Raw genomic sequence first — 19,277 nt, forward strand, 5'->3', positions numbered from 1 at the left:
GAGCCGAAGACGGCCGAGGCGCTGCAGGCCGCGCTGAAGAACGTCGGCATCAACGCCCGTCTCGACCCGACCGACGCCTCGCTGTACTTCCGCTCGACCATCGGCGCGCCGTCCAACGTGCACGCCAAGGGCTACGGCCTGATGATGGCCGGCTGGGGCGCGGACTTCCCGACCGCCTACGGCTTCCTGTCGATCCTGGTCGACGGCCGCACGATCTCGGCGTCGGGTAACAACAACTACGCCGAGCTCAACAACCCCGAGGTCAACAAGCTGATCGACGACGCCAAGGCCGCGACCGACCCGAAGGCCGCCGCGGACATCTGGTCGAAGATCAACAAGATCGTCATGGAGGAGGCCGTCATGGTTCCCTTCGTGTACGACAAGGCCCTGAACTACCGCAACCCCCGCCTGACGAACGTCTTCGTCACGGAGTACTACGGCATGTACGACTTCAGCAGCCTGGGCGTCTCCAGCTGACGAGGTCGTCCTGACCGAGCAATGCCAGTAAGCCGGTAACCCGCCCTTCCGAGGAAAAGAAGGCAGGTGAAGGCCACGGCGCCGGCCGGTGAGACGGGAACCCCGTCGAGCCGGCCGGCGTCAGGCCGCACACGTGATCAACTACATCCTGCGCCGCCTGGTCACAGCCGTCGTGCTGCTCGTGGCCGTCTCGGCCGTCACCTTCCTGATCTTCTTCGCGATCCCGAAGGCCGCCGGAGCTGATCCCGCCGAGATGTACGTCGGTAAGTCGGCGACCCCGCGCGACGTCGAGGCGACCCGGGTCAAGCTCGGTCTGGACAAGCCGATCTACATCCAGTACGGCCGCTTCCTGAAGGGCATCGTCGCCGGTCGCGACTACAACAACGGCCCGACCGTCACCCACTGCTCCGCCCCGTGCTTCGGCTACTCCTTCCGCACCGACCGCGAGGTGTGGCCGCTGCTGATCGACCGGCTCCCCGTCACCATCTCCCTCGCCATCGGGGCCGCCGTCATCTGGCTGCTCTTCGGCGTCGCCGGTGGCGTCATATCCGCACTGAGACGCGGCTCGATCGCGGACCGCACAGCGATGATCATCGCGCTCGCCGGCGTCTCACTGCCCATCTACTTCACCGGTCTGGTCGCCCAGCAACTCTTCGTCCATACCTGGCCGATCTTCCAGGGCGGCGAGTACGTCAACTTCAAGGACGACCCGGTCGGCTGGGCCAACAAGCTCTTCCTGGCCTGGGTCACCCTCGCGCTGCTCTTCGCCGCGCAGTACACCCGCCTCACCCGCGCCCAGATGCTCGAGACCATGAGCGAGGACTACGTCCGCACCGCCCGGGCCAAGGGCCTCAAGGAGCGGGTCGTGGTCGGCAAGCACGCGATGCGCTCCGTGCTCACCCCGATCGTCACGATCTTCGGCCTGGACCTCGGTGGTCTCCTCGGCGGCGCGATCCTCACCGAGAGCGTCTTCAGCCTCCCGGGTATCGGCCGGCTCAGCATCGACGCCGTCAACGTCAAGGACCTGCCGATCATCCTCGGCGTGACCCTCTTCGGCGCGTTCTTCATCGTCATGGCCAACCTGCTCGTGGACCTGCTCTACGCCGTGATCGACCCGCGGGTGCGGCTCTCGTGACGCTGCCGCAGCCCCGATCCGCTCGACCCGGCCCTGGAAAGGAGTGAGCATGTCCACCAGTCTGCTCAAGGACGGCGACCCGACCCCCGTCGGCGCCGGCTCGTCGGCACAGTCCTTCCTCGACGTGCGTGACCTGCGGATCCACTTCAAGACCGACGACGGCATCGTGAGGGCCGTCGACGGCCTCACGTTCCAGCTGGAGCGCGGCGAGACCCTCGGCATCGTGGGCGAGTCCGGCTCCGGCAAGAGCGTCACCAGCCTCGGCATCCTCGGCCTGCACCGGCGGGGATCGGCGAAGATCTCCGGCGAGGTCTGGCTCGACGGCGAGGAGCTCATCGGCGCCTCGCCCGAGCGGGTCCGCGCGCTGCGCGGCGCCAAGATGTCGATGATCTTCCAGGACCCGCTGACGGCGATGCACCCGTACTACACGGTGGGCAAGCAGATCATCGAGGCCTACCGGGTGCACCACAAGGTCAGCAAGGCCGAGGCGCGGCGCCGGGCCGTGGAGATGCTCGACCGGGTCGGCATCCCCCAGCCGCAGAAGCGCGTCGACGACTACCCGCACCAGTTCTCCGGCGGCATGCGGCAGCGCGCGATGATCGCGATGTCGCTGGTCAACAACCCGCAGCTGCTCATCGCCGACGAGCCGACCACCGCCCTGGACGTGACGGTGCAGGCGCAGATCCTGGACCTGATCCGCGACCTGCAGGCCGAGTTCAACTCCGCGGTCATCATCATCACCCACGACCTCGGTGTGGTCGCCGAGCTCGCCGACGACATCCTGGTCATGTACGGCGGTAAGTGCGTCGAGCACGCCTCCGCACAGACCATCTTCCGGCGGCCGGAGCACCCGTACGCCTGGGGTCTGCTGTCCTCCATGCCGCGCGTCGACCGGGAGGTGCGCGACCGGCTGGTCCCGATCAAGGGCAATCCGCCGTCGCTGATCAACCTGCCGAGCGGCTGCTCGTTCCACCCGCGTTGCCCCTACGTCGAGCGCAACGGCATCCCTTGCAAGACGGTCGAACCGACGCTGGCGGAAGGCACGATCGACCACGGGGTCTCGTGTCACATCCCGCCCGCGGAACGGCTGGCCATCTTCAAGTCGGACATCGCCCCATCCCTCTGAGGAGCACGACAGTGTCGACGAGCACCCAACCCCAGCCGGCCGCTGCTCCGCAGCGGGACGGCGAGAACCTCCTCGAGGTCCGCGGCGTCGAGAAGCACTTCCCGATCCTTCGGGGTGCCTTCTTCAAGCGCAAGGTCGGCGCCGTGCGCGCCGTGGACGGCATCGACCTCGCCGTCAAGAGCGGTGAGACGCTCGGCCTGGTCGGCGAGTCCGGCTGCGGCAAGTCCACCACCGGCCGGCTCATGACCCGGCTGCTGGAGCCGACGGGCGGCAAGGTCATCCTGGAGGGGCGCGACATCTCGCACCTCGGCGTCTCCCAGATGCGCCCCCTGCGCCGGGAGATCCAGATGATCTTCCAGGACCCGTACTCGTCGCTGAACCCGCGGCACACCGTCGGCTCGATCGTCGGCGCTCCGCTGCAGGTGCAGAACATCAAGACGCCGCACGGGCAGAAGCGTGAGGTCCAGCGCCTGCTGGAGCTGGTCGGGCTCAACCCCGAGCACTACAACCGCTACCCGCACGAGTTCTCCGGCGGCCAGCGGCAGCGCATCGGCATCGCCCGGGCGCTCGCCCTGCAGCCGAAGCTCATCATCGCCGACGAGCCGGTCTCGGCCCTGGACGTGTCGATCCAGGCGCAGGTCGTCAACCTGCTCGACGACCTGCAGCGCGAGTTCAACCTGACCTACGTGTTCATCGCGCACGACCTGTCCGTGGTCAAGCACATCTCGGACCGGGTCGCCGTCATGTACCTGGGGAAGGTCGTCGAGGTCGGCCCGCGGGACGGCCTGTACGGCACGCCGCTGCACCCGTACACGTTCGCGCTGCTGTCGGCGGTGCCGGTGCCCGACCCCGACCGCCGCGACAAGGCGCAGCGGGAGCGGGTCCTGCTCACCGGCGACGTGCCCAGCCCGATCGACCCGCCGTCCGGCTGCCGCTTCCGGACCCGGTGCTGGAAGGCGCAGGACGTGTGCGCCCAGGAGGAGCCGCCGCTGCGCGAGCTGCTGCCGGGCCAGACGGTCGCCTGCCACTTCCCGATCACCGACGAGGAGCGCTCCGCCAAGGGCGCTCAGGCGGCCCGCGCCGCCGCCGCGGAGATCCCGGTGGCCGCCTCGACGGACCCCTTTGCGGAGCCGATCGCATAACACCACGGAATGTGCGCCGGGGAGTCGACATGGTCGGCTCCCCGGCTTTGTTCTGCCGATTCGCCCTACCCGCGACCTGCCCCTATGCGGTGCGGACGCAAAGGAAACCGTGGAGCGAATCGCCCGAAACATTTGAAAATCTTGAGGCGAACGCCTTCCGCAGACCAATGTTTTTCGATCTCATATCCCCATCCCCTCGAACCGGGAGGACATGTGGGATTCAAGATGAGGTTCACGGGCGCCGCGGTGATCACCGCGGCGTTGACCGTGAGCACGGCAGGCTTGTCCGCACCGGCCAGCGCCGAGGCCGTCGCCAACACGGAGTACACCGTGGTGGCCGCGGACAACGTCTCCACCGGTGACGCGACCGCCGCCATCACCAAGGCCGGCGGCAAGGTCATCGCCACCAACGACACGGTGGGGATGTTCACGGTCCTGGCACCGCAGAGCGGTTTCGTCGAGAAGGCGGCAGCCTCCTCGAAGCTCGTCGGCGCCGCGCACCGCACCGCCATCGGCAAGGCTCCCAAGAAGGAGCAGCCGTCCGGCGTGGAGAAGGAAGCACTGGCCGCGGCAGCGGCAGCGGCGAAGAAGCCCGGTGGCAAGAAGCCCGCCACCGCCGGACTGGACCCCATGGACGACAAGCTGTGGGGCCTCAAGACGGTCAGGTCGGACCTCGCCCGCAAGGTCAACGCCGGCGACAAGCGCGTCACCGTCGGCGTCCTGGACACCGGCGTCGACGCGTCGCAGCCCGACATCGCCCCGAACTTCAACTGGGCGCTGTCGAAGAACTTCGCACCGGACAAGGTCGACATCGACGGTCCGTGTGAGGTCGCGAGCTGCCTCGACCCGGTCGGCACCGACGACGGCGGCCACGGCACGCACGTCGCCGGCACGATCGGCGCGGCGGCCAACGGCTTCGGCATCTCCGGTGTCGCGCCGAACGTGTCGCTGGTGGAGCTCAAGGGCGGCCAGGACTCGGGGTACTTCTTCCTCGAGCCCGTCGTCAACGCACTCGTGCACGCCGGCCAGTCGGGCATCGACGTGGTCAACATGTCGTTCTACGTCGACCCGTGGCTGTTCAACTGCACGGCCAACCCGGCGGACTCCCCCGCCGCGCAGGCCGAGCAGCGCACCATCATCCGCGGCATGTTCCGTGCCCTGACGTACGCCCACTTCAAGGGCGTCACGCTCGTCGGCGCGCTCGGCAACAACCACGAGGACAAGGGCAAGCCGCGCACCGACATCTCCAGCCCGGACTACCCGGCGGACGCCGCGTACGACCGGCCCATCGACAACAGCTCCTGCTGGGACCTGCCCGTCGAGGGACCGTTCGTCATCGGCGTCTCCTCCCTCGGCCCGTCGCTGAAGAAGTCGGACTTCTCCGACTACGGCCTGGAGCGCATCGGCGTCTCCGCGCCCGGCGGCTGGTTCCGTGACGGCTTCGGCACGGACAGCTACCGCACCAACGAGAACATGATCCTCTCCACGTACCCGAAGAAGGTGCTGCAGGAGGAGGGCACGGTCGACGCCGACGGCAACGTCCTGCCGGAGGCCGAGGGCCTGGTCTACAAGGAGTGCACCGCGGCCGGGAAATGCGGCTACTACACCTGGCTGCAGGGCACCTCGATGGCCTCCCCGCACGCGGCCGGCGTCGCGGCGCTCATCGTGAGCGCGCACGGCGCCAAGCACGGCAAGGACTTCGGTCTCGAGCCGTGGAAGGTCGAGTACATCCTGTACAGCACGGCCGCCGAGCACGCCTGCCCGGAGCCGCGCCTGCAGACGTACACGAACGAAGGCCGCTCCGAGGAGTTCAACGCGCTCTGCGAGGGTGGCAAGGAGTTCAACGGCTTCTACGGCTTCGGCATCGTCGACGCCTACAAGGCCGTGACCGCCAAGGCCTGGTGGGAGCACCGCTAGCAGTTTGTGACCGTCCTGGTGGCACGCGTCTATGCGTCGCGTGCCACCAGGCGTCCGCCGACCAGGGCGTCGGCCTTGCTGACCAGGTCGAACTGGTCCTTCCGGAGGGCTTCGAGGGCCTCACCGCCGCTGGTGACGGCGACGACCGACGCGCCTGCGGACTCCAGCGCCATGGTGAAGAGCTCACGGATATCCGGATCGTCCTCTGCCACCAGTACCGTCGCAGCCCCCATAACCCCAGCTTAAGATCCTCGGCGTGGCGTATGAGGCGGCTTCGAGCCGATACCAGGACATGCAATACCGGCGCAGCGGCCGCAGCGGGCTGAAGCTGCCGGCGATCTCGCTCGGGCTGTGGCACAACTTCGGGCACGCGCGTCCGTACGAGACCCAGCAGGAGATCGTGCGTCGCGCCTTCGATCTCGGGGTCACCCACTTCGACCTGGCCAACAACTACGGGCCACCGCCGGGCTCCGCGGAGACGAACTTCGGGCGGATCCTCGCCGAGGACCTCCGGCCCTACCGGGACGAGCTGATCATCTCGACCAAGGCCGGCTACGACATGTGGGACGGCCCCTACGGCGAGTGGGGGTCGCGCAAGTACCTGACGGCGTCGCTGGACCAGTCGCTGCGGCGGATGGGCCTGGAGTACGTCGACATCTTCTACTCCCACCGGCCGGACCCCGACACGCCCCTCGAGGAGACGATGGGGGCGCTGGACCGGGCCGTGCGGGCCGGCAAGGCGCTCTACGTGGGCATCTCCAACTACACGCCGGAGCAGACCGCTTCGGCGGCGGAGATCCTGCGCTCGCTGGGCACGCCGCTGCTGATCCACCAGCCGCGGTACTCGATGTTCGACCGCTGGATCGAGGATTCGCTGCTCGACGTGCTCGCCGAGGAGGGCGCCGGGTGCATCCCGTTCTCGCCGCTCGCGCAGGGGCTGCTGACGGACCGCTACCTTTCCGGCATTCCGGACGATTCGCGGGTGCGGACCAGCCGGTTCCTGAACGAGAGCGACCTCAGCGACGCCCGGCTCTCGGTCATCCGGGCGCTGGACGAGGTGGCCCGCGGGCGTGGCCAGAGCCTCGCGCAGCTGGCCCTGGCGTGGGCGCTGCGCGACCCGCGGGTCACCTCGCTGATCATCGGGGCGAGCTCGGTGACGCAGCTGGAGCAGAACCTGGGGGCGCTGTCGGCTCCGCCGCTGTCCTCTGACGAGCTCGCCCGCATCGACGCCGTGCTAGCTGAGCAGACCGTTTAGCGTCGTGATCACCGGCTGGAGGGCGGCGGGCACGGCGCCGTCCTTCACCTGGACCTCCTTGCCGCCATAGGTGATGGTGTACGTGTAGCCGTCGGCGACGTTGGTGCTGCCGGCGGCGGTGGGCAGCTTGGAGAAGCCGACCTGCTCCAGGGTGCCCTTGAGCGTGGTCAGCTGGGCCGGGGTCAGCTTGCCTTCCTTGGTGCCGGCCTTGGCGGTCAGCGTCCAGCCGCCGTCCGGCCGCACGACCAGGCGGTCGTTGGTGCCGGCGAGGCCTCCCTGGCGGGTGAAGATCAGCAGCGCGTCCGTGGTGCTCTGGCTGCTGCCGGTGCTGGGGTCGGCGCTCGGGCTCACGCTGGTGCTCGCCGGCGCCGCCGCACTGGTGGACGGCGCCGTGCCGGCCTGGTTGGCGTCGTCGGCGCAGCCCGTCAGGGCCAGCGCGAGCAGGGCGGTGACGGCGATCGGGGTCCTCGACCTCATCGAAGGTGTCTCCATCTCTCTTGGACTGCGGGTTCGCAGCTCGGGTTCCCCGTGACGTGTTCTTCGTTACCTTCTGTGCGCTCGTTTCTTGTCATACCCCCACGACATGATTGCCCCATGCGCCTCGACCCGTACCGTCACGTCCTCGCTCTTCCTGGCGTGCGGTCGTTGATGGTGCTGGCGCTGCTGGCCCGGATCCCGATCACCGCCATCGGGGTCACGATGACGCTGCACGTGGCTCAGGACCTCCACCGCGGCTGGGGCGCCGCCGGTCTGGTCGGTGCCGCCCTCACCGTCGGCACCGCGATCGGCGGCCCGCTCAACGGCCGCTTCGTCGATCGTAAGGGCCTGCGCCCGATGCTCGTCGTCACCACCGTGTGCGAGGCCGTCTTCTGGGCGGTGGCGCCGTCACTGTCCTATCCCGCGCTGCTGGTCGGCGCCTTCGTCGCCGGCGTGTTCTCCCTGCCGGTGTTCTCCGTGGTCCGCCAGTCACTGGCCGCGCTCGTCCCCGCCGACCAGCGCCGCCAGGCCTATGCGCTGGACTCGATGTCGGTCGAGCTGTCCTTCATGGCCGGCCCGCCGCTCGCCGTGCTGCTCATGAGCGGCCTCTCCGGCCGCGTCACCATGTGGTCGATCGGCGGCTGCCTCGTCCTCGCCGGCCTGGCCCTCTTCCTGACCGACCCGCCGGTCCACGCCCCCGCCGACGAGGACTCCCCCGCGGGCGCCACCACCGCGCCGCTGCGCCGCCGCGACTGGCTCACGCCCCGCTTCCTCGCGGTCTGCGCCGCCGCGGCCGCCACGACGATGGTCCTGGCCGGCACCGACCTCGGCATCGTCGCCATGCTCCGCGAGGCGGGCAAGGTCCAGCTCATCGGCGCCCTCCTCGCCGCGTGGGGCATCTATTCGCTGATCGGCGGCTTCGTGTATGGCGCTCTGACGCGCGCGGTGCCGCTGGTCGCCCTCCTCGGCGGCCTCAGCCTCTTCACGATCCCCCTCGGCCTGGTCGGCGACCGCTGGTGGCTGCTCACCGTCGCCCTCCTGCCGGCCGGCGCCCTCTGCGCCCCCACCCTCAGCGCCAGCACCGACCTCGTGAGCCGCCTCGTCCCCTCAGCCGCCCGCGGCGAGGCCATGGGCTGGCACGGCTCCTCCCTGACGGTCGGCCTGGCCGTCGGCTCCCCGCTCGCCGGCTGGGCCATCGACCGCGGCTCCCCGGGCTGGGGTTTCGCCGCGGTCGGCACCGTCGGCCTCCTCATCACCGCCGTCCTGCTCACCCTGCGCCACACCCACACCCCGGCACCCACGCCCGCAACCAAGCCCTCGCCCGCAACCGAGCCCTCACCCGCAGCCACAACCGAACCGGGGACCGAACCCGCGACCGCGACCGAACCCGGGACCGCGACCGCCGCCGGGACCGAACCCACGACCGCGACCGCCGCCGCGAAGCCCTCCACCTCCACCCCGACGCCTTCTCCTCTGACCATCTCCGCCCCCACGACCAACCCCGCCGCCACAGCTGCTCCCACGACGGCCGCTTCGGCAGCCAGCACCGCGGCATCCCACTGACACGACGCCTCCGCCCTCCCGGGTCGCGTCCGCTGTCCAAGCAACCCCGCACTCCCGCCCCCGCTTCCCGCCTTCACCACGGCTCTGGCTGGTCCTGCTCCCGCGGCTCCGGCTGCTTCCGCTGTCCAACCGCCACCCCTACTCCCACTCCAGCCAACACCGCGGCACCCCCACCAACACGCCGAGTCCGGGCGCCGAGTTCGCATCCGCTGTCCGAGCAGACCCGCCGCTCCCACTCCCGCCTCTGGCCCCTACCCCAGCCGCCGCGCCGACCACTCCGGCTGCTGCCGCCACCTCTGCTCCCACTCCAGCCACCTCGGCAGCCAACACCGCGGCATCCCGCTAACACGACGACTCCCGCCTCCAAGGCCCGCGTCCACTGTCCGAGCAGACCCGCCGCTCCCACTCCCACCTCTGGCCCCTACCCCAGCCGCCGCGCCCACCACTCCGGCTGCGGCCGCCACCTGCTCCCACCCCAGCCAGCCCCGCGGCACCCCATGAACACGACGACTCCCGCCTCCGAGGTCGCATCCGCTGTTCTCAAGCGACCCGACCGCTCCCACTTCTGCCCACCACTGCTCCAACCCCGCCACCCCCGGCGCTGCTCCAACGACAGCCACCTCGGCAGCCAACACCGCGGCATCCCCACTTACACGGGCGCCTCCGGCCTCCGAAGTCGCGTCCGCTGTCTGAGCAGCCCCGCCGCTCCCACTCTCGCCTCCACCGCTGCTCCAGCTGAGACCCGCTCCCTCCTCCACCATTGCTCCGGCTGCTGCTCCTGTTTCCACGGCTACCCCTACTTCCGCGACCCCCGGCTGCTGCCGCCGTCCCTGCTCCCACTCCAGCCAGCCCCGCGGCATCCCGCTAGCACGACAGCTCCGACCGCTGACCGGGTAGCCCCGCGGCCCCAGCCGCCACCGCCGCTTCCCGCCAGCACCGCCGCCTAGGCAACCGCCACCGCCGTTCCCACTACGGCCGCTTCTGCAGCCAGGACTGCCGCACCACCAAACGACAACTCCGGCCGCATTGACACGACAACTCCCGCAGCCGAGATCGCGTCCGCTGATCCGGTTGCCTGCTGATCCAGCCGGCACCGCCACCTCCACCAGCACCGTCACCCGACGGCTGGGCGCTGATCCGAACCGCTCCCACAGCTCCCGCCTCCGTCGCCGTTCCAGCCAGCACCGCTTGCTCGCGCCACCGCTGGCCGTCGCCACCGCCCTGAACAGCTCCACCGCTGCCGCCGCTGCCCCGACTACTGCCACCGCTCCGACCGCCACAACCGCTCCCGCAACAGCCCCCTCGGCGGCCAGCACCGCGGCGCCTCACTTGCGCAACGGCTCCGGCTCCGAGGTCACGTCCGCTGATCCGAGCAGCCCCGCCGATCCAGTCCGAAGCGCCGCCTTCTTGAGCACCGCCGCCCCAGGTCACCGCCACACTTCCGAACACCTCCGCCGCGCCACCCCGACCAGCACCGCCACCCCGGCCCGCCGCCGCCGGTGCCCCCCGCTCCAACCGCTTCCGCAGCTGACACTGTGGCGGCCACTAGCGCGACGACTCCTGCCGTTAGGTCACGTCCGCCGATCCGGGCAGCCCCGCCACTTCCCGCCAGCACCGCCGCCCCAACCACCGCCACCGACCCGAACAGGTCCACCGCTGCCGCCGCCACTCCGGCTGCCGCCGCCGCTCCAACCGGCACCGGTGCTCCCGCAACAGTCGCTTCGGCAGCCCAGCACCGCGGCGGCCCACTGACCACGACGACTCCGGTCTCCGAGGTCACCTCCGCTGATCCGAGAAGACCGCAGCTCCGGCCAGCACCTATTCCCCATCAGCACCGCCGGCACCGGTGGCTGGGCGCTGCCCCCCGAACAAGCTCGCCCGCTCGATTGCCGGTCCAGCCAGCACCGCCACCTCCCACAGCACCGCCGCCACGGGCCTGGGCAGCTCCCCGCCGGTCGCGCTGGTGTGATGGCTCGGGCTGCTGGTCCGGGTGGACTCGCGGCTGCGGTGAGCACCGCTGGTCCGGCGGCTGGGCGGTGCTGTCGATGCTGCTCTGGGCGCCGTTGCTGTCGCTGGGACCGCTGGTGCGATGGTGGTGCGCGGAGCGCCGCGGCTCCGGGTGGCGTTGCTGTTCGCGGGGTTGGGATCGAAGTCGTCCGGTGGTCGTCCGGGTGACCGGGGGCGTCCTTCGATCATGCGGTCTTCGACTGAGAGGTCCGCCGGTCGGTGTAGCGGTGGTGGTGGTGTCCGCGTGCGGGTTCTTCCGCCGGCCTGGGTGCCCCGGTGGCGCGTTGATCGGGTAGCGGATCCGGTCGGCATCCGGATCCGCTACCCGATCAAGAGGGGACGGAGGTTGGCGTGGGGTGTGGGGCGTCTGATTCGGGGTTGGGGCGTTGAGCGTTGTGGTGGGCCGAGAAAGCGGGGGGAAGGCGTGGATCGTGCCGGTTTGGGGTTTATCGGGTGGGAGGAGGGTCCGTTAAATCTTTGTGTTGGCACGTTTCGGGCGTGGTTCGCGGGGTGGATCACCGAGCGTGCCTCCGGCAGGAGGGGGCGCGACCGGACGGGGCGCGAATGTCGGCGAGGGCAGGGTCGCGAGGGAACGTGGTGGGCGGGAAGGGTGCGGGATTGTCCGGAAGGGGACCGTTTCGGGGTCGAAGGGTGGCGGGAATCAAGCGGTGTGGAACGGGGGTGGGTGGGGTCCGAAGCGCGTTGGGCTTCCTATTCGTCGCGAGTCGGAAATGGGTGGGGTGGGCGCTGACCAAACGGCTGGCGACGGGTGGGCGAACGGTGGGTTGCGGCCGGTCAGGCGGGTGGGCCGGGCGGGGGCGTGCCGGTTGCAAGGTGCGGTCCGCGGGGGCAATACAGCACGGAGAAAGGTGGGGCCCAGGGATCGGTGGGCGTCGCTGCGTGAATGCGATTCGGGGTGGCTTCTAGATCGACAGAGGAGGACGACGTGTACTTCGTCACCCGGCGAGATAGGGGCGCGGGGCTGGACGGGAGGAGTAATGGCTGTTCAGAGTGGGTGTGGGGCGTCAAGTCGGGCGGGTTGACCGGTTGTGGCACACAGGACGGAAGCCCGATCTACGGGTATCCAGGAGTGGGGCCGATCGATGGGTCCTGTCTGGATCGACCGATAGGAGAGGTTTTGCTGGCAGTGATAACAGCGACGGGGGCGATCACCGCAAGGACTGCGGCAGTCACGGAACGTATTCGTCGTGGTAGGACCGCCGGCATGGGCAACTCTCCGGAAAACTCGTCATCAATCGGGGTGAATCCGCCCAGATCTACCCGCCTGTCAGCCATATCCAACGGGTCCGGCGACAAACAGGATGGTTGCGTCCGTCACTCAGCGCGGTACGATCCGCCAGAGCCGCCATGCGGTCATCGGTGTGGAACCCCCTCCGCATCGCACCGCTCGTGGCACACCCGACGGAGGGCGATCTTGACTATCTGCTGCCCGCTTGCAGCAAGCGCGCCGGACGATCAGGCTGCGATGCGCTCTGTGGCATCGCCATCCGCCGGGTCAGCAGATCGTGTGAGGTTCGCATGAGTACGGCGATGCAGGTTCGGCTGCGGCACTGGCCCGGCATGAAGGTTTCCTGGCTCGGCGCGGGTGCTGTCGTCCACTCGGGCGACGAGCCCAGCCCGGGCGCGGCGGCGCTGGTCGTGTCGCCGCACGGCTCCACCGAGTGTGCGGTGGTCATCAGCTCGCACACCGTCAAGCTGCAGCCCGCGATGGTCGAGGAGCTGGCCGAGGTCCTGGCCAACGGGCTTCCCCGCGGGTTCACGGCGATGCGGTTCGTCGCGTGGGACGGCGCGTGCGCCACCAACGAGCGGCCGGCCGCGGCGCACATGATCGCCATGCGGCTCGGGATCGACGTCATCGCGGCGGCGGGGCCGCTGCTGGGCGTGCCTGGTGGGTCGCTGTTCGCGCCGATCGGGCGTGGGGAGCACCGGCCGGGCGGGTTCTGGCGGTTCCGGACGGGTGCGCAGCCGCAGCGGGTCGGCTGGCGGTTCCCCGCGCCGCACTGGGAACAGGACCTCGGCGAGGTGCCCGAGCTGCCCGGCGACCTGGTGCTCGACCAGATCCCCGCGGGCCTGTGGCTGCACCGCCGCCGGGTCGGCAGCGTCACGGACCTCGCGTACTCGGTGCCGACGGACCACTCGCACCCGGCGATGATCCTGTCGCACCCGAACGAGGAGCCGCTGCACCGCGACGAGCTCATGCAGGCCGTCTCCGTCATTCCGGCGCTCGCCGCCGATCGGTGTGTCTTCACGCCGTATGGGCAGCGCCCCCTCCTCGACGGCCCCGTCGGGCCGGTCGTCGCCGACGTGCTGGGCCGCGCCGTGCACGTGCGCACCGGTCTGCCGCTGTGCGCGCCCGCCGGGCAGCGCGCGGTCGTCACGATCGACCAGAAGGGCCTCCCCCGCTGGCGGACGTTCGCCCGGGAGCTGTGGCACGCGCCGCGCACCGGCGCGCCGCGGCCGGTCGACTGGGTCAACCCGTGCCCCGACGTGCTCGACACGCCGGCCGGTGCGGCCACGTTCACGCTCGGCGGCGGCTGGGTCCTGGAGGTCATCCAGGCCGGCCTGTGGATCCGTCCCGAGCACCTGACCGACCCCGCGGACTGGATCCGCGGCCTGCCGGTCGACGTCAACCGCTGCGCGATCATTGTGGGCGCCCCGCACGCCGCGGAGCTGCCGCCCCCTGGTCACACGATGGCCGATGTACTGGAGAAGCTCCCGGTCGACGCGCGCAAGCGGGCCTATCTGGCCGTGCCGCGCGGGGCCGCGCCGAACGTGTTCATCCTCGCGACCGCGCTGCGGGACTCGCTGCCGGAGCCCGGTGAGGTCGAGCTCGTCGCCCCGCCGACGACGAGCGGCTCGTTCCCGGCGGTCGGGTCGGCGACCGGTTCGTTCCCCGCGGCGGCGTCCAACGGGCACCGGCCAGACGGACCGTTCCTGGTCAACGGCCGGCCCGCCAACGGGCACCCGTCCGGCGCGCACCCGACGGTGTCGCGCCCGGCGCACGCCTCGTTCGACGGCGACGAGCCGCAGGATCCGTGGCGCACCGTCTACGACCCCCAGCGCACCGGCTCCTTCGAGCCGCTCACCAGCACCGACCGCCGCGAACCGCGCACGGGTGGCTTCGCGCCGGCCGAGCCGACCAGCGGGTCGTTCGCCCCGGTCGAGCCGCGGTCGGGGGCGTTCCCGCCGGTGGAGCCGCGGACCGCGGCATTCCCGGCCCCCCACAACGGCGCCGACCTGCGCAACGGAGCGGACCACCGGAACGGGGCTGACCTGCGTACCGGAGCGGACCCGCGCAACGGCAGCGACCTTCGCAACGGCGCCGATCCCCGCAGTGGGACGGACCACCGGAGCGGGCCGGACCACCGCAATGGGGCTGACCTGCGCAACGGGGCTGATCTGCGCAACGGCGCCGACCCTCGTACAGGGGCGGACCTGCGTAACGGCAGCGACCTTCGCAACGGGATGGACCACCGCAACGGCGCCGACCCGCGCAACGGGCACGACCCGCGGACCGGGGCGTTCGCGCCGGTCGAGCCGCCGACGGGGTCGTTCGCGCCGCTGAGCCCGAACGGGACCAACGGCCAGCACGTCCCCGGCGGCTTCGGGCCGCAGCCCGGCCAGCCGCAGCACATGGGCCAGGGCCACATGGGCCAGCCGCAGCACCCGGGCCCGCAGCACCCCGGTCAGACGCACCCCGGCCAGTCCCGCCCCGGTCAGCAGTACCCGGGCCAGCAGGGGCGCGGTCCCGGGTTCGGCAACGGGCGGGGCGACAGCACCACGGCGTTCCCCCCGGTCGCGCCCGAGGCCTACCGCGGCACGCCCAACGGCACCCACCCGGAGCTGAACGTGGCGCCGCCGCGGACGTACCACCGCGAGCAGCAGTCGTACGACACCCAGGCCTACGACGCGGGACGGCCGGCCAACGACGGGTACCGCTTCGACGCCCCGAACTACGACGAGCACCACTTCGACCTGCCGACGCCGCCCGGGCAGCGCGCGCCGGTCCAGCGGATGCCCGCGCACGACGAGGCCGAGGACGCGGCCGGCGCCGAGGACACGTCGTCGATCCGCACGGGCCGGGAGATCCGCTCGCACGGCAAGAAGGCGAAGGCCACCCGCGCGGACGACAAGACCAGCACGCAGGAGCTCGACCGCCTGCTCGGGTTCTTCGACGAGATCCGCCGCGCGAAGGCGTGGGACGAGGACTCGCCGGGCTCGGAGACGGACGAGGCCACGGCGCGCCGCGCGGCCGCCGGCCAGCCACCCGCCGGCCCCCGGCGCGCCCGCTAGGCAAAACCCGCTAGGCAAAACCCGCTAGGCAAACCCGCCAGGCAAAACCCGCCAGGCAAGACCCGCCAGGCAACAGGCCAGCCAGGCAAACGACGCGACAGCGGCCCGGTCTCGGAAAGAGGCCGGGCCGCCGCGTTTTCGCCGCCGGGCCGGGGCAGACTAGGATCGTCCGGGTGCTCGACATCATGCTGCCGCACTACGGCGACGTGGAGCTGCTGAAGCTCGCCGTCAACAGCGTCATCGCGCAGACCGACGACCGGTGGCAGCTGACCGTCCTGGACGACAGCACCACCGAAGGCATCCCCGAGTGGTTCGCCGCATTGGGGCACGAGCGCGTCACGTACCGGCGAAACCCCACAAACCTGGGCGTCACCGGCAACTTCCAGCAGTGCGTCGACCTCGCCACCGAGCCGTTCATGGTCATCATGGGCTGTGACGACGTGATGCTGCCCAACTACGTCGCGTCGGTGCACGCGCTCGTCGACGCGCATCCGGACGCGGTGCTGATCCAGCCCGGCGTCGAGGTGATCGACGCGCGCGGCGAGGTGGTGCGGACGCTCGCCGACTCGACGAAGCGCCGGGTGTACGCGCCGAAGATCGACGGCACCGTGGTCATGTCGGGCGAGGAGCTCGCGGTGAGCCTGCTGCGCGGCAACTGGCTGTACTTCCCGTCGCTGTGCTGGCGCACGTCGCAGGTGCAGGCGGTCGGCTTCGACCAGTCGCTGAAGGTGATCCAGGACCTCGCGCTCATCCTCGAGCTGGTGACCCGGGGCGGCACGCTCGTCGCGACGGACGTGGTGTCGTTCCGGTACCGGCGGCACGGCTCGAGCCTGTCGTCGTCGTCCGCGGTGACGGGCGGGCGGTTCAGCGAGGCCCGGGACTTCTTCCTCGCCGCTGCGGCCCGGATGGACGCGCACGGGTGGCACCGGGCGGCCAAGGCGGCCCGCTGGCGCCTGTCGTCGCGCATCCACGCGCTGACGATGGTGCCGGCGGCCGCGAAGCAGCGCAGCGGCAGCAGTGTCGGCGTGCTCACAAAGTACGCGCTCGGTCGCTGACCATGTAGACATCGCGGGGGCGGCTCCGTCGTATCCAGTGCAAGGCCGGACACGACGAAGGAGACCGTGATGATCCACTCCAGCCACCTGCTCTGGCAGGCGAGCACCATGACCGAGGACCGGCAGCGCGAGGCGGAGCGGCAGCTGGCCCGCGCCGCGGCGCGGTGGCACCGCCGCCTGTGGGGGGCGAAGGCGGAGAGGGTGGGAGTCGAACCCACACGGGCGTGAACCCAACGCCGTTTTCGAGACGGGTGCCGGCACCAATCGGCTGGCCTCTCCAGTGCTGTGACGCGCCCTCGGAGGGATTCGAACCCCCGGCCTCTTCGTTCGTAGCGAAGTGCTCTCGTTCCGCTGAGCTACAAGGGCGTGGTGGTGCGCGGAAAGTGAGGGGATCGAACCCCCGCGGGGTGGTCCCCCGTCGACGGCTTAGCAAGCCGCAGCCTTACCTCTCGGCCAACTTTCCTCAGTACCCGGAAGAGGATTCGAACCTCCAACCTCCTGACCCTGAATCAGGCGCCTCTACCGTTGGGCCACCCGGGCACGGGTGTGGTGCGGTCGTGCGTGGACCCGACCGGACTCGAACCGGTCGCCTCCGCTGTGCAAGAGCGGCGCTCTTCCTGATGAGCTACAGGCCCGTGTGGCCCGGCGGGGAGGTAGCAGGGCCCCGCCGGGCCCATGGGTCAGCGCTGGGCGAGTGCGTGCCAGGTCGGAACCGACGGCTGGTGTCGCAGCACCATGCCCGCTTCGGCGGGGGTGCGGTCGCCCTTGCGCTGGTTGCAGACCATGCAGGCCGCAACGGTGTTCTTCCAGGTGTTCCGCCCGCCCCGGGACCGGGGCAGGATGTGGTCGATGGTGGTGGCGTCCTTGCCGCAGTAGCCGCACCGGCGGCCGTCACGGGCGTGGACACCGGCGCGGGACCACGCGGGCCCGCTGCCGAAGCGCCAGCGCGTGACGACGTAGGACACGAGCCGGACGACCTTCGGCATCGGGTAGACCCCGATGAGCCGGTCGGGCTCGGACTCGTGCACCACGGCAACCTCACGCAGCAGCATGCGCACCGCATGACGGAGGGTGACCCGGTGCAGGGGTCCGAGGTCGGCGTTGAGAACGAGAACCGCGGTCACCGGGCCTCCCTTCGTTTGTTTCTTCCCAACCGATACCAAACGATCTTGCGTGCCGTGAGCGGGATTCGAACCCGCACCGATCCCATTTTGAGCGGGACGCCTCTACCGATTGGGCTACCCCGGCGAATTGTATTCGGGCACAAAAAAGCCGCCCATTGTCGCGGGCGGCGGAAGAGGAGGGGGAAACCCTATCCTCGCCACCGTCCGGGCAGGATCAGACTGGCCGACAGGCCGCTGAGCAGCAGGTCAAGCCGGGCTAGGGCCGCGCGGGATCGACCGCGTGACGCCGACAACTCGATGCGCTCTGTCATTTGCGGTCTCCCTTCTCAGTCCCAGTTGATCTTGGTGTGTGGCTCGTTGATGTATTCAAAGATACGACCCCGGCGCCGCCGCGGCAACCACTTAATCGGCGGCGCCGGAGGTCCGCTCAGGCGGCGGCCGTGTAGTGCGCGAGGTACAGGTCCATCTCGTCGGTGGACTCGTCGCCCTCGTTGACGCTGAACCACAGCGAGTTCTCCAGCCAGAACCGGTGGATGAACTGCTCGAAGCTGTCGGCGGCGTGGACCATGTTGGCGACGAGGGCGTCGGGGTCGACCTCTTCCAGGCCGACGATCTCCAGCAGCCACGGCGAGGCGATCACGAACGGTTCGGTGCCGGGCCGCAGGTACAGGTACCAGATGACCGCGTCCTGCTGGTCGCGCAGGAACCGCACGAGCTGCGCCGAGGGCTCGACCGGGCTCGGGACGGGGCGGGGCGCCAGGTCGAAGTCGCAGCCGGTGCAGGACGGGATGGCGTCCATGAGGACCTGGCTGCTCATGAAGCGCTTGAACGCGGCCGGCAGCTCGACGTGCGTGGCGAGGGCGCCGACGTCCATGGCCCGCAGCGGGTCGTGCGGCGCGTCCGGGACCAGCCAGCTGAACGTGCCGTCGAAGCGTGACTGGTCCACTACCGGCAGGCTCTCGGTGGGGTACAGCTCGTAGGTACCCATGCTCGCCCGGGCGCTGCCCAGGTCCGTGCCCCACCAGCCGCGCGGAAAGTCGATCGTCATGTGTCGCACGGTACGACGCCATGTGGTGTTCTTCCGTCGCCTATCGGACCAAGACGAGCGCGTTTCAGGTCAACTCGTGTCACCCGTTGCTGGCCGCCTCCAGCGTCGGGATCTGCGGCAGCACGCCGAGGTAGCTCAGCTTTTCGACGATCGCCTCTGCCGTGAAGGGTTTGATGACGTACTCGTGGGCGCCGGCGGCGAGGGCGCGCACGATCTGCCCGTGCTCGCTCTCGGTCGTCACCATCATCAGGGTCATCTGGCGCAGGTGTTTCTGCTTGCGGACCGCCATCACGAACTCGAGGCCGTTCATCTCCGGCATGTTCCAGTCGATCAGGGCGAGCCCGGGTTGCAGGTCGTGGTCCCAGATCTGGTCGAGGGCGTCCTTGCCGTTGGTCGCCTCGCGGACCTCGAAGCCGAGCGGCAGCAGGATCCGTTTGAGGATGCCCCGCATGGCACGCGAGTCGTCGATGACCATGGCGAGCTTCGTGTCCATTCAGACTCCGACAGGTTGGTAGGTGGTGGTTTCGTACGGGTCCGTGGTCGTGTCGATCTTCGTGTGGAAGAGCGGGTCGGCGGCGAGGATGGCGCGGCGGACGTCGAGGAGCTCGGTGACGCGTTGCTGGATGACGGCGGAGCC

General features: G+C 70.2%; 14 protein-coding genes, 5 tRNA genes and 1 pseudogene. 10 read left to right on the plus strand and 10 right to left on the minus strand.

The window, feature by feature from the left end:
* The 5 genes and pseudogenes from AB0I21_RS55165 to AB0I21_RS55185 form a co-directional block, all read left to right on the plus strand.
* Positions 1–477: pseudogene (locus AB0I21_RS55165) on the plus strand (ABC transporter substrate-binding protein); the annotation flags it as partial.
* Between the two features lie 133 nt (positions 478–610).
* Positions 611–1,612, plus strand: a complete 1,002-nt coding sequence (locus AB0I21_RS55170; protein WP_360573735.1) for an ABC transporter permease — start codon at positions 611–613, stop codon at positions 1,610–1,612.
* Positions 1,613–1,661: 49 nt separating this feature from the next.
* A complete protein-coding gene (locus tag AB0I21_RS55175; RefSeq protein ID WP_360573737.1) occupies positions 1,662–2,738 on the plus strand; it encodes an ABC transporter ATP-binding protein in 1,077 nt (358 codons plus the stop codon).
* Positions 2,739–2,749: 11 nt separating this feature from the next.
* A complete protein-coding gene (locus tag AB0I21_RS55180) occupies positions 2,750–3,880 on the plus strand; it encodes a dipeptide ABC transporter ATP-binding protein (RefSeq protein ID WP_360573739.1) in 1,131 nt (376 codons plus the stop codon).
* 225 nt (positions 3,881–4,105) lie between these two features.
* On the plus strand, positions 4,106–5,797 hold the full coding sequence (locus tag AB0I21_RS55185; RefSeq protein WP_360573741.1) for a S8 family serine peptidase: 1,692 nt from the start codon (positions 4,106–4,108) through the stop codon (positions 5,795–5,797).
* Positions 5,798–5,826: 29 nt separating this feature from the next.
* Here the strand turns inward: AB0I21_RS55185 and AB0I21_RS55190 are convergent, their stop codons facing one another.
* Positions 5,827–6,030, minus strand: a complete 204-nt coding sequence (locus AB0I21_RS55190; protein ID WP_360573743.1) for a response regulator — start codon at positions 6,028–6,030, stop codon at positions 5,827–5,829.
* 23 nt (positions 6,031–6,053) lie between these two features.
* Between AB0I21_RS55190 and mgrA the strand changes: the two genes are divergently transcribed.
* Positions 6,054–7,052 (plus strand): L-glyceraldehyde 3-phosphate reductase, encoded by a 999-nt coding sequence (gene mgrA, locus AB0I21_RS55195; RefSeq protein ID WP_360573745.1) that lies wholly within the window; start codon positions 6,054–6,056, stop codon positions 7,050–7,052.
* Here mgrA and AB0I21_RS55200 read toward each other — a convergent pair.
* Positions 7,032–7,529: a hypothetical protein gene (locus AB0I21_RS55200; protein ID WP_360573747.1), complete on the minus strand. Its 498-nt coding sequence runs from the start codon at positions 7,527–7,529 to the stop codon at positions 7,032–7,034. The two genes, mgrA and AB0I21_RS55200, sit on opposite strands and share 21 nt — an antisense overlap.
* 117 nt (positions 7,530–7,646) lie before the next feature.
* Between AB0I21_RS55200 and AB0I21_RS55205 the strand changes: the two genes are divergently transcribed.
* The 4 genes from AB0I21_RS55205 to AB0I21_RS55220 all read left to right on the plus strand — a co-directional run bounded on the left by AB0I21_RS55205 (position 7,647) and on the right by AB0I21_RS55220 (position 16,696).
* Complete coding sequence (locus AB0I21_RS55205; RefSeq protein WP_360573749.1) at positions 7,647–9,092, plus strand: MFS transporter; 1,446 nt, start codon at positions 7,647–7,649, stop codon at positions 9,090–9,092.
* Positions 9,093–12,650: 3,558 nt separating this feature from the next.
* A complete protein-coding gene (locus tag AB0I21_RS55210; protein ID WP_360573751.1) occupies positions 12,651–15,413 on the plus strand; it encodes a hypothetical protein in 2,763 nt (920 codons plus the stop codon).
* A gap of 173 nt (positions 15,414–15,586) precedes the next feature.
* Positions 15,587–16,468, plus strand: coding sequence for a glycosyltransferase family 2 protein (locus AB0I21_RS55215; protein WP_354892878.1), 882 nt, complete (start codon positions 15,587–15,589; stop codon positions 16,466–16,468).
* Between the two features lie 69 nt (positions 16,469–16,537).
* A complete protein-coding gene (locus AB0I21_RS55220) occupies positions 16,538–16,696 on the plus strand; it encodes a hypothetical protein (RefSeq protein WP_344502790.1) in 159 nt (52 codons plus the stop codon).
* Here the strand turns inward: AB0I21_RS55220 and AB0I21_RS55225 are convergent.
* The 8 genes from AB0I21_RS55225 to AB0I21_RS55260 form a co-directional block, all read right to left on the minus strand.
* Positions 16,662–16,747, minus strand: a tRNA-Ser gene (locus AB0I21_RS55225). The two genes, AB0I21_RS55220 and AB0I21_RS55225, sit on opposite strands and share 35 nt — an antisense overlap.
* A gap of 12 nt (positions 16,748–16,759) precedes the next feature.
* Positions 16,760–16,834 (minus strand) — tRNA-Arg (locus tag AB0I21_RS55230).
* An 11-nt stretch (positions 16,835–16,845) separates the two neighbouring features.
* Positions 16,846–16,931: transfer RNA gene (locus tag AB0I21_RS55235), tRNA-Ser, on the minus strand.
* Positions 16,932–16,935: 4 nt separating this feature from the next.
* Positions 16,936–17,008 (minus strand) — tRNA-Leu (locus AB0I21_RS55240).
* Positions 17,009–17,030: 22 nt separating this feature from the next.
* Positions 17,031–17,103 (minus strand) — tRNA-Ala (locus AB0I21_RS55245).
* Positions 17,104–17,148: 45 nt separating this feature from the next.
* The gene (locus AB0I21_RS55250; RefSeq protein WP_360573753.1) at positions 17,149–17,592 is read right to left on the minus strand and encodes an HNH endonuclease; all 444 of its coding nucleotides are present in this window, start codon (positions 17,590–17,592) and stop codon (positions 17,149–17,151) included.
* 427 nt (positions 17,593–18,019) lie between these two features.
* Positions 18,020–18,640 (minus strand): hypothetical protein, encoded by a 621-nt coding sequence (locus AB0I21_RS55255; protein ID WP_344502792.1) that lies wholly within the window; start codon positions 18,638–18,640, stop codon positions 18,020–18,022.
* A gap of 79 nt (positions 18,641–18,719) precedes the next feature.
* Positions 18,720–19,133, minus strand: a complete 414-nt coding sequence (locus tag AB0I21_RS55260) for a response regulator (protein ID WP_360573756.1) — start codon at positions 19,131–19,133, stop codon at positions 18,720–18,722.
* Between the last annotated feature and the right edge of the window lie 144 nt (positions 19,134–19,277).

Source organism: Dactylosporangium sp. NPDC050588 (genome assembly GCF_040654975.1).
GTDB classification, from domain to species: domain Bacteria; phylum Actinomycetota; class Actinomycetes; order Mycobacteriales; family Micromonosporaceae; genus Dactylosporangium; species Dactylosporangium maewongense.

Bases quoted from the DNA above. Each gene is read 5' to 3' on its own strand.
- AB0I21_RS55185 (WP_360573741.1), top strand. From the start codon at position 4,106: ATGAGGTTCACGGGCGCCGCGGTGATCACCGCGGCGTTGACCGTGAGC.
- AB0I21_RS55220 (WP_344502790.1), top strand. From the start codon at position 16,538: ATGATCCACTCCAGCCACCTGCTCTGGCAGGCGAGCACCATGACCGAG.
- AB0I21_RS55205 (WP_360573749.1), top strand. From the start codon at position 7,647: ATGCGCCTCGACCCGTACCGTCACGTCCTCGCTCTTCCTGGCGTGCGG.
- AB0I21_RS55200 (WP_360573747.1), bottom strand. From the start codon at position 7,529: ATGAGGTCGAGGACCCCGATCGCCGTCACCGCCCTGCTCGCGCTGGCC.
- AB0I21_RS55260 (WP_360573756.1), bottom strand. From the start codon at position 19,133: ATGGACACGAAGCTCGCCATGGTCATCGACGACTCGCGTGCCATGCGG.
- AB0I21_RS55255 (WP_344502792.1), bottom strand. From the start codon at position 18,640: ATGACGATCGACTTTCCGCGCGGCTGGTGGGGCACGGACCTGGGCAGC.
- AB0I21_RS55210 (WP_360573751.1), top strand. From the start codon at position 12,651: ATGCAGGTTCGGCTGCGGCACTGGCCCGGCATGAAGGTTTCCTGGCTC.
- AB0I21_RS55190 (WP_360573743.1), bottom strand. From the start codon at position 6,030: ATGGGGGCTGCGACGGTACTGGTGGCAGAGGACGATCCGGATATCCGT.
- AB0I21_RS55175 (WP_360573737.1), top strand. From the start codon at position 1,662: ATGTCCACCAGTCTGCTCAAGGACGGCGACCCGACCCCCGTCGGCGCC.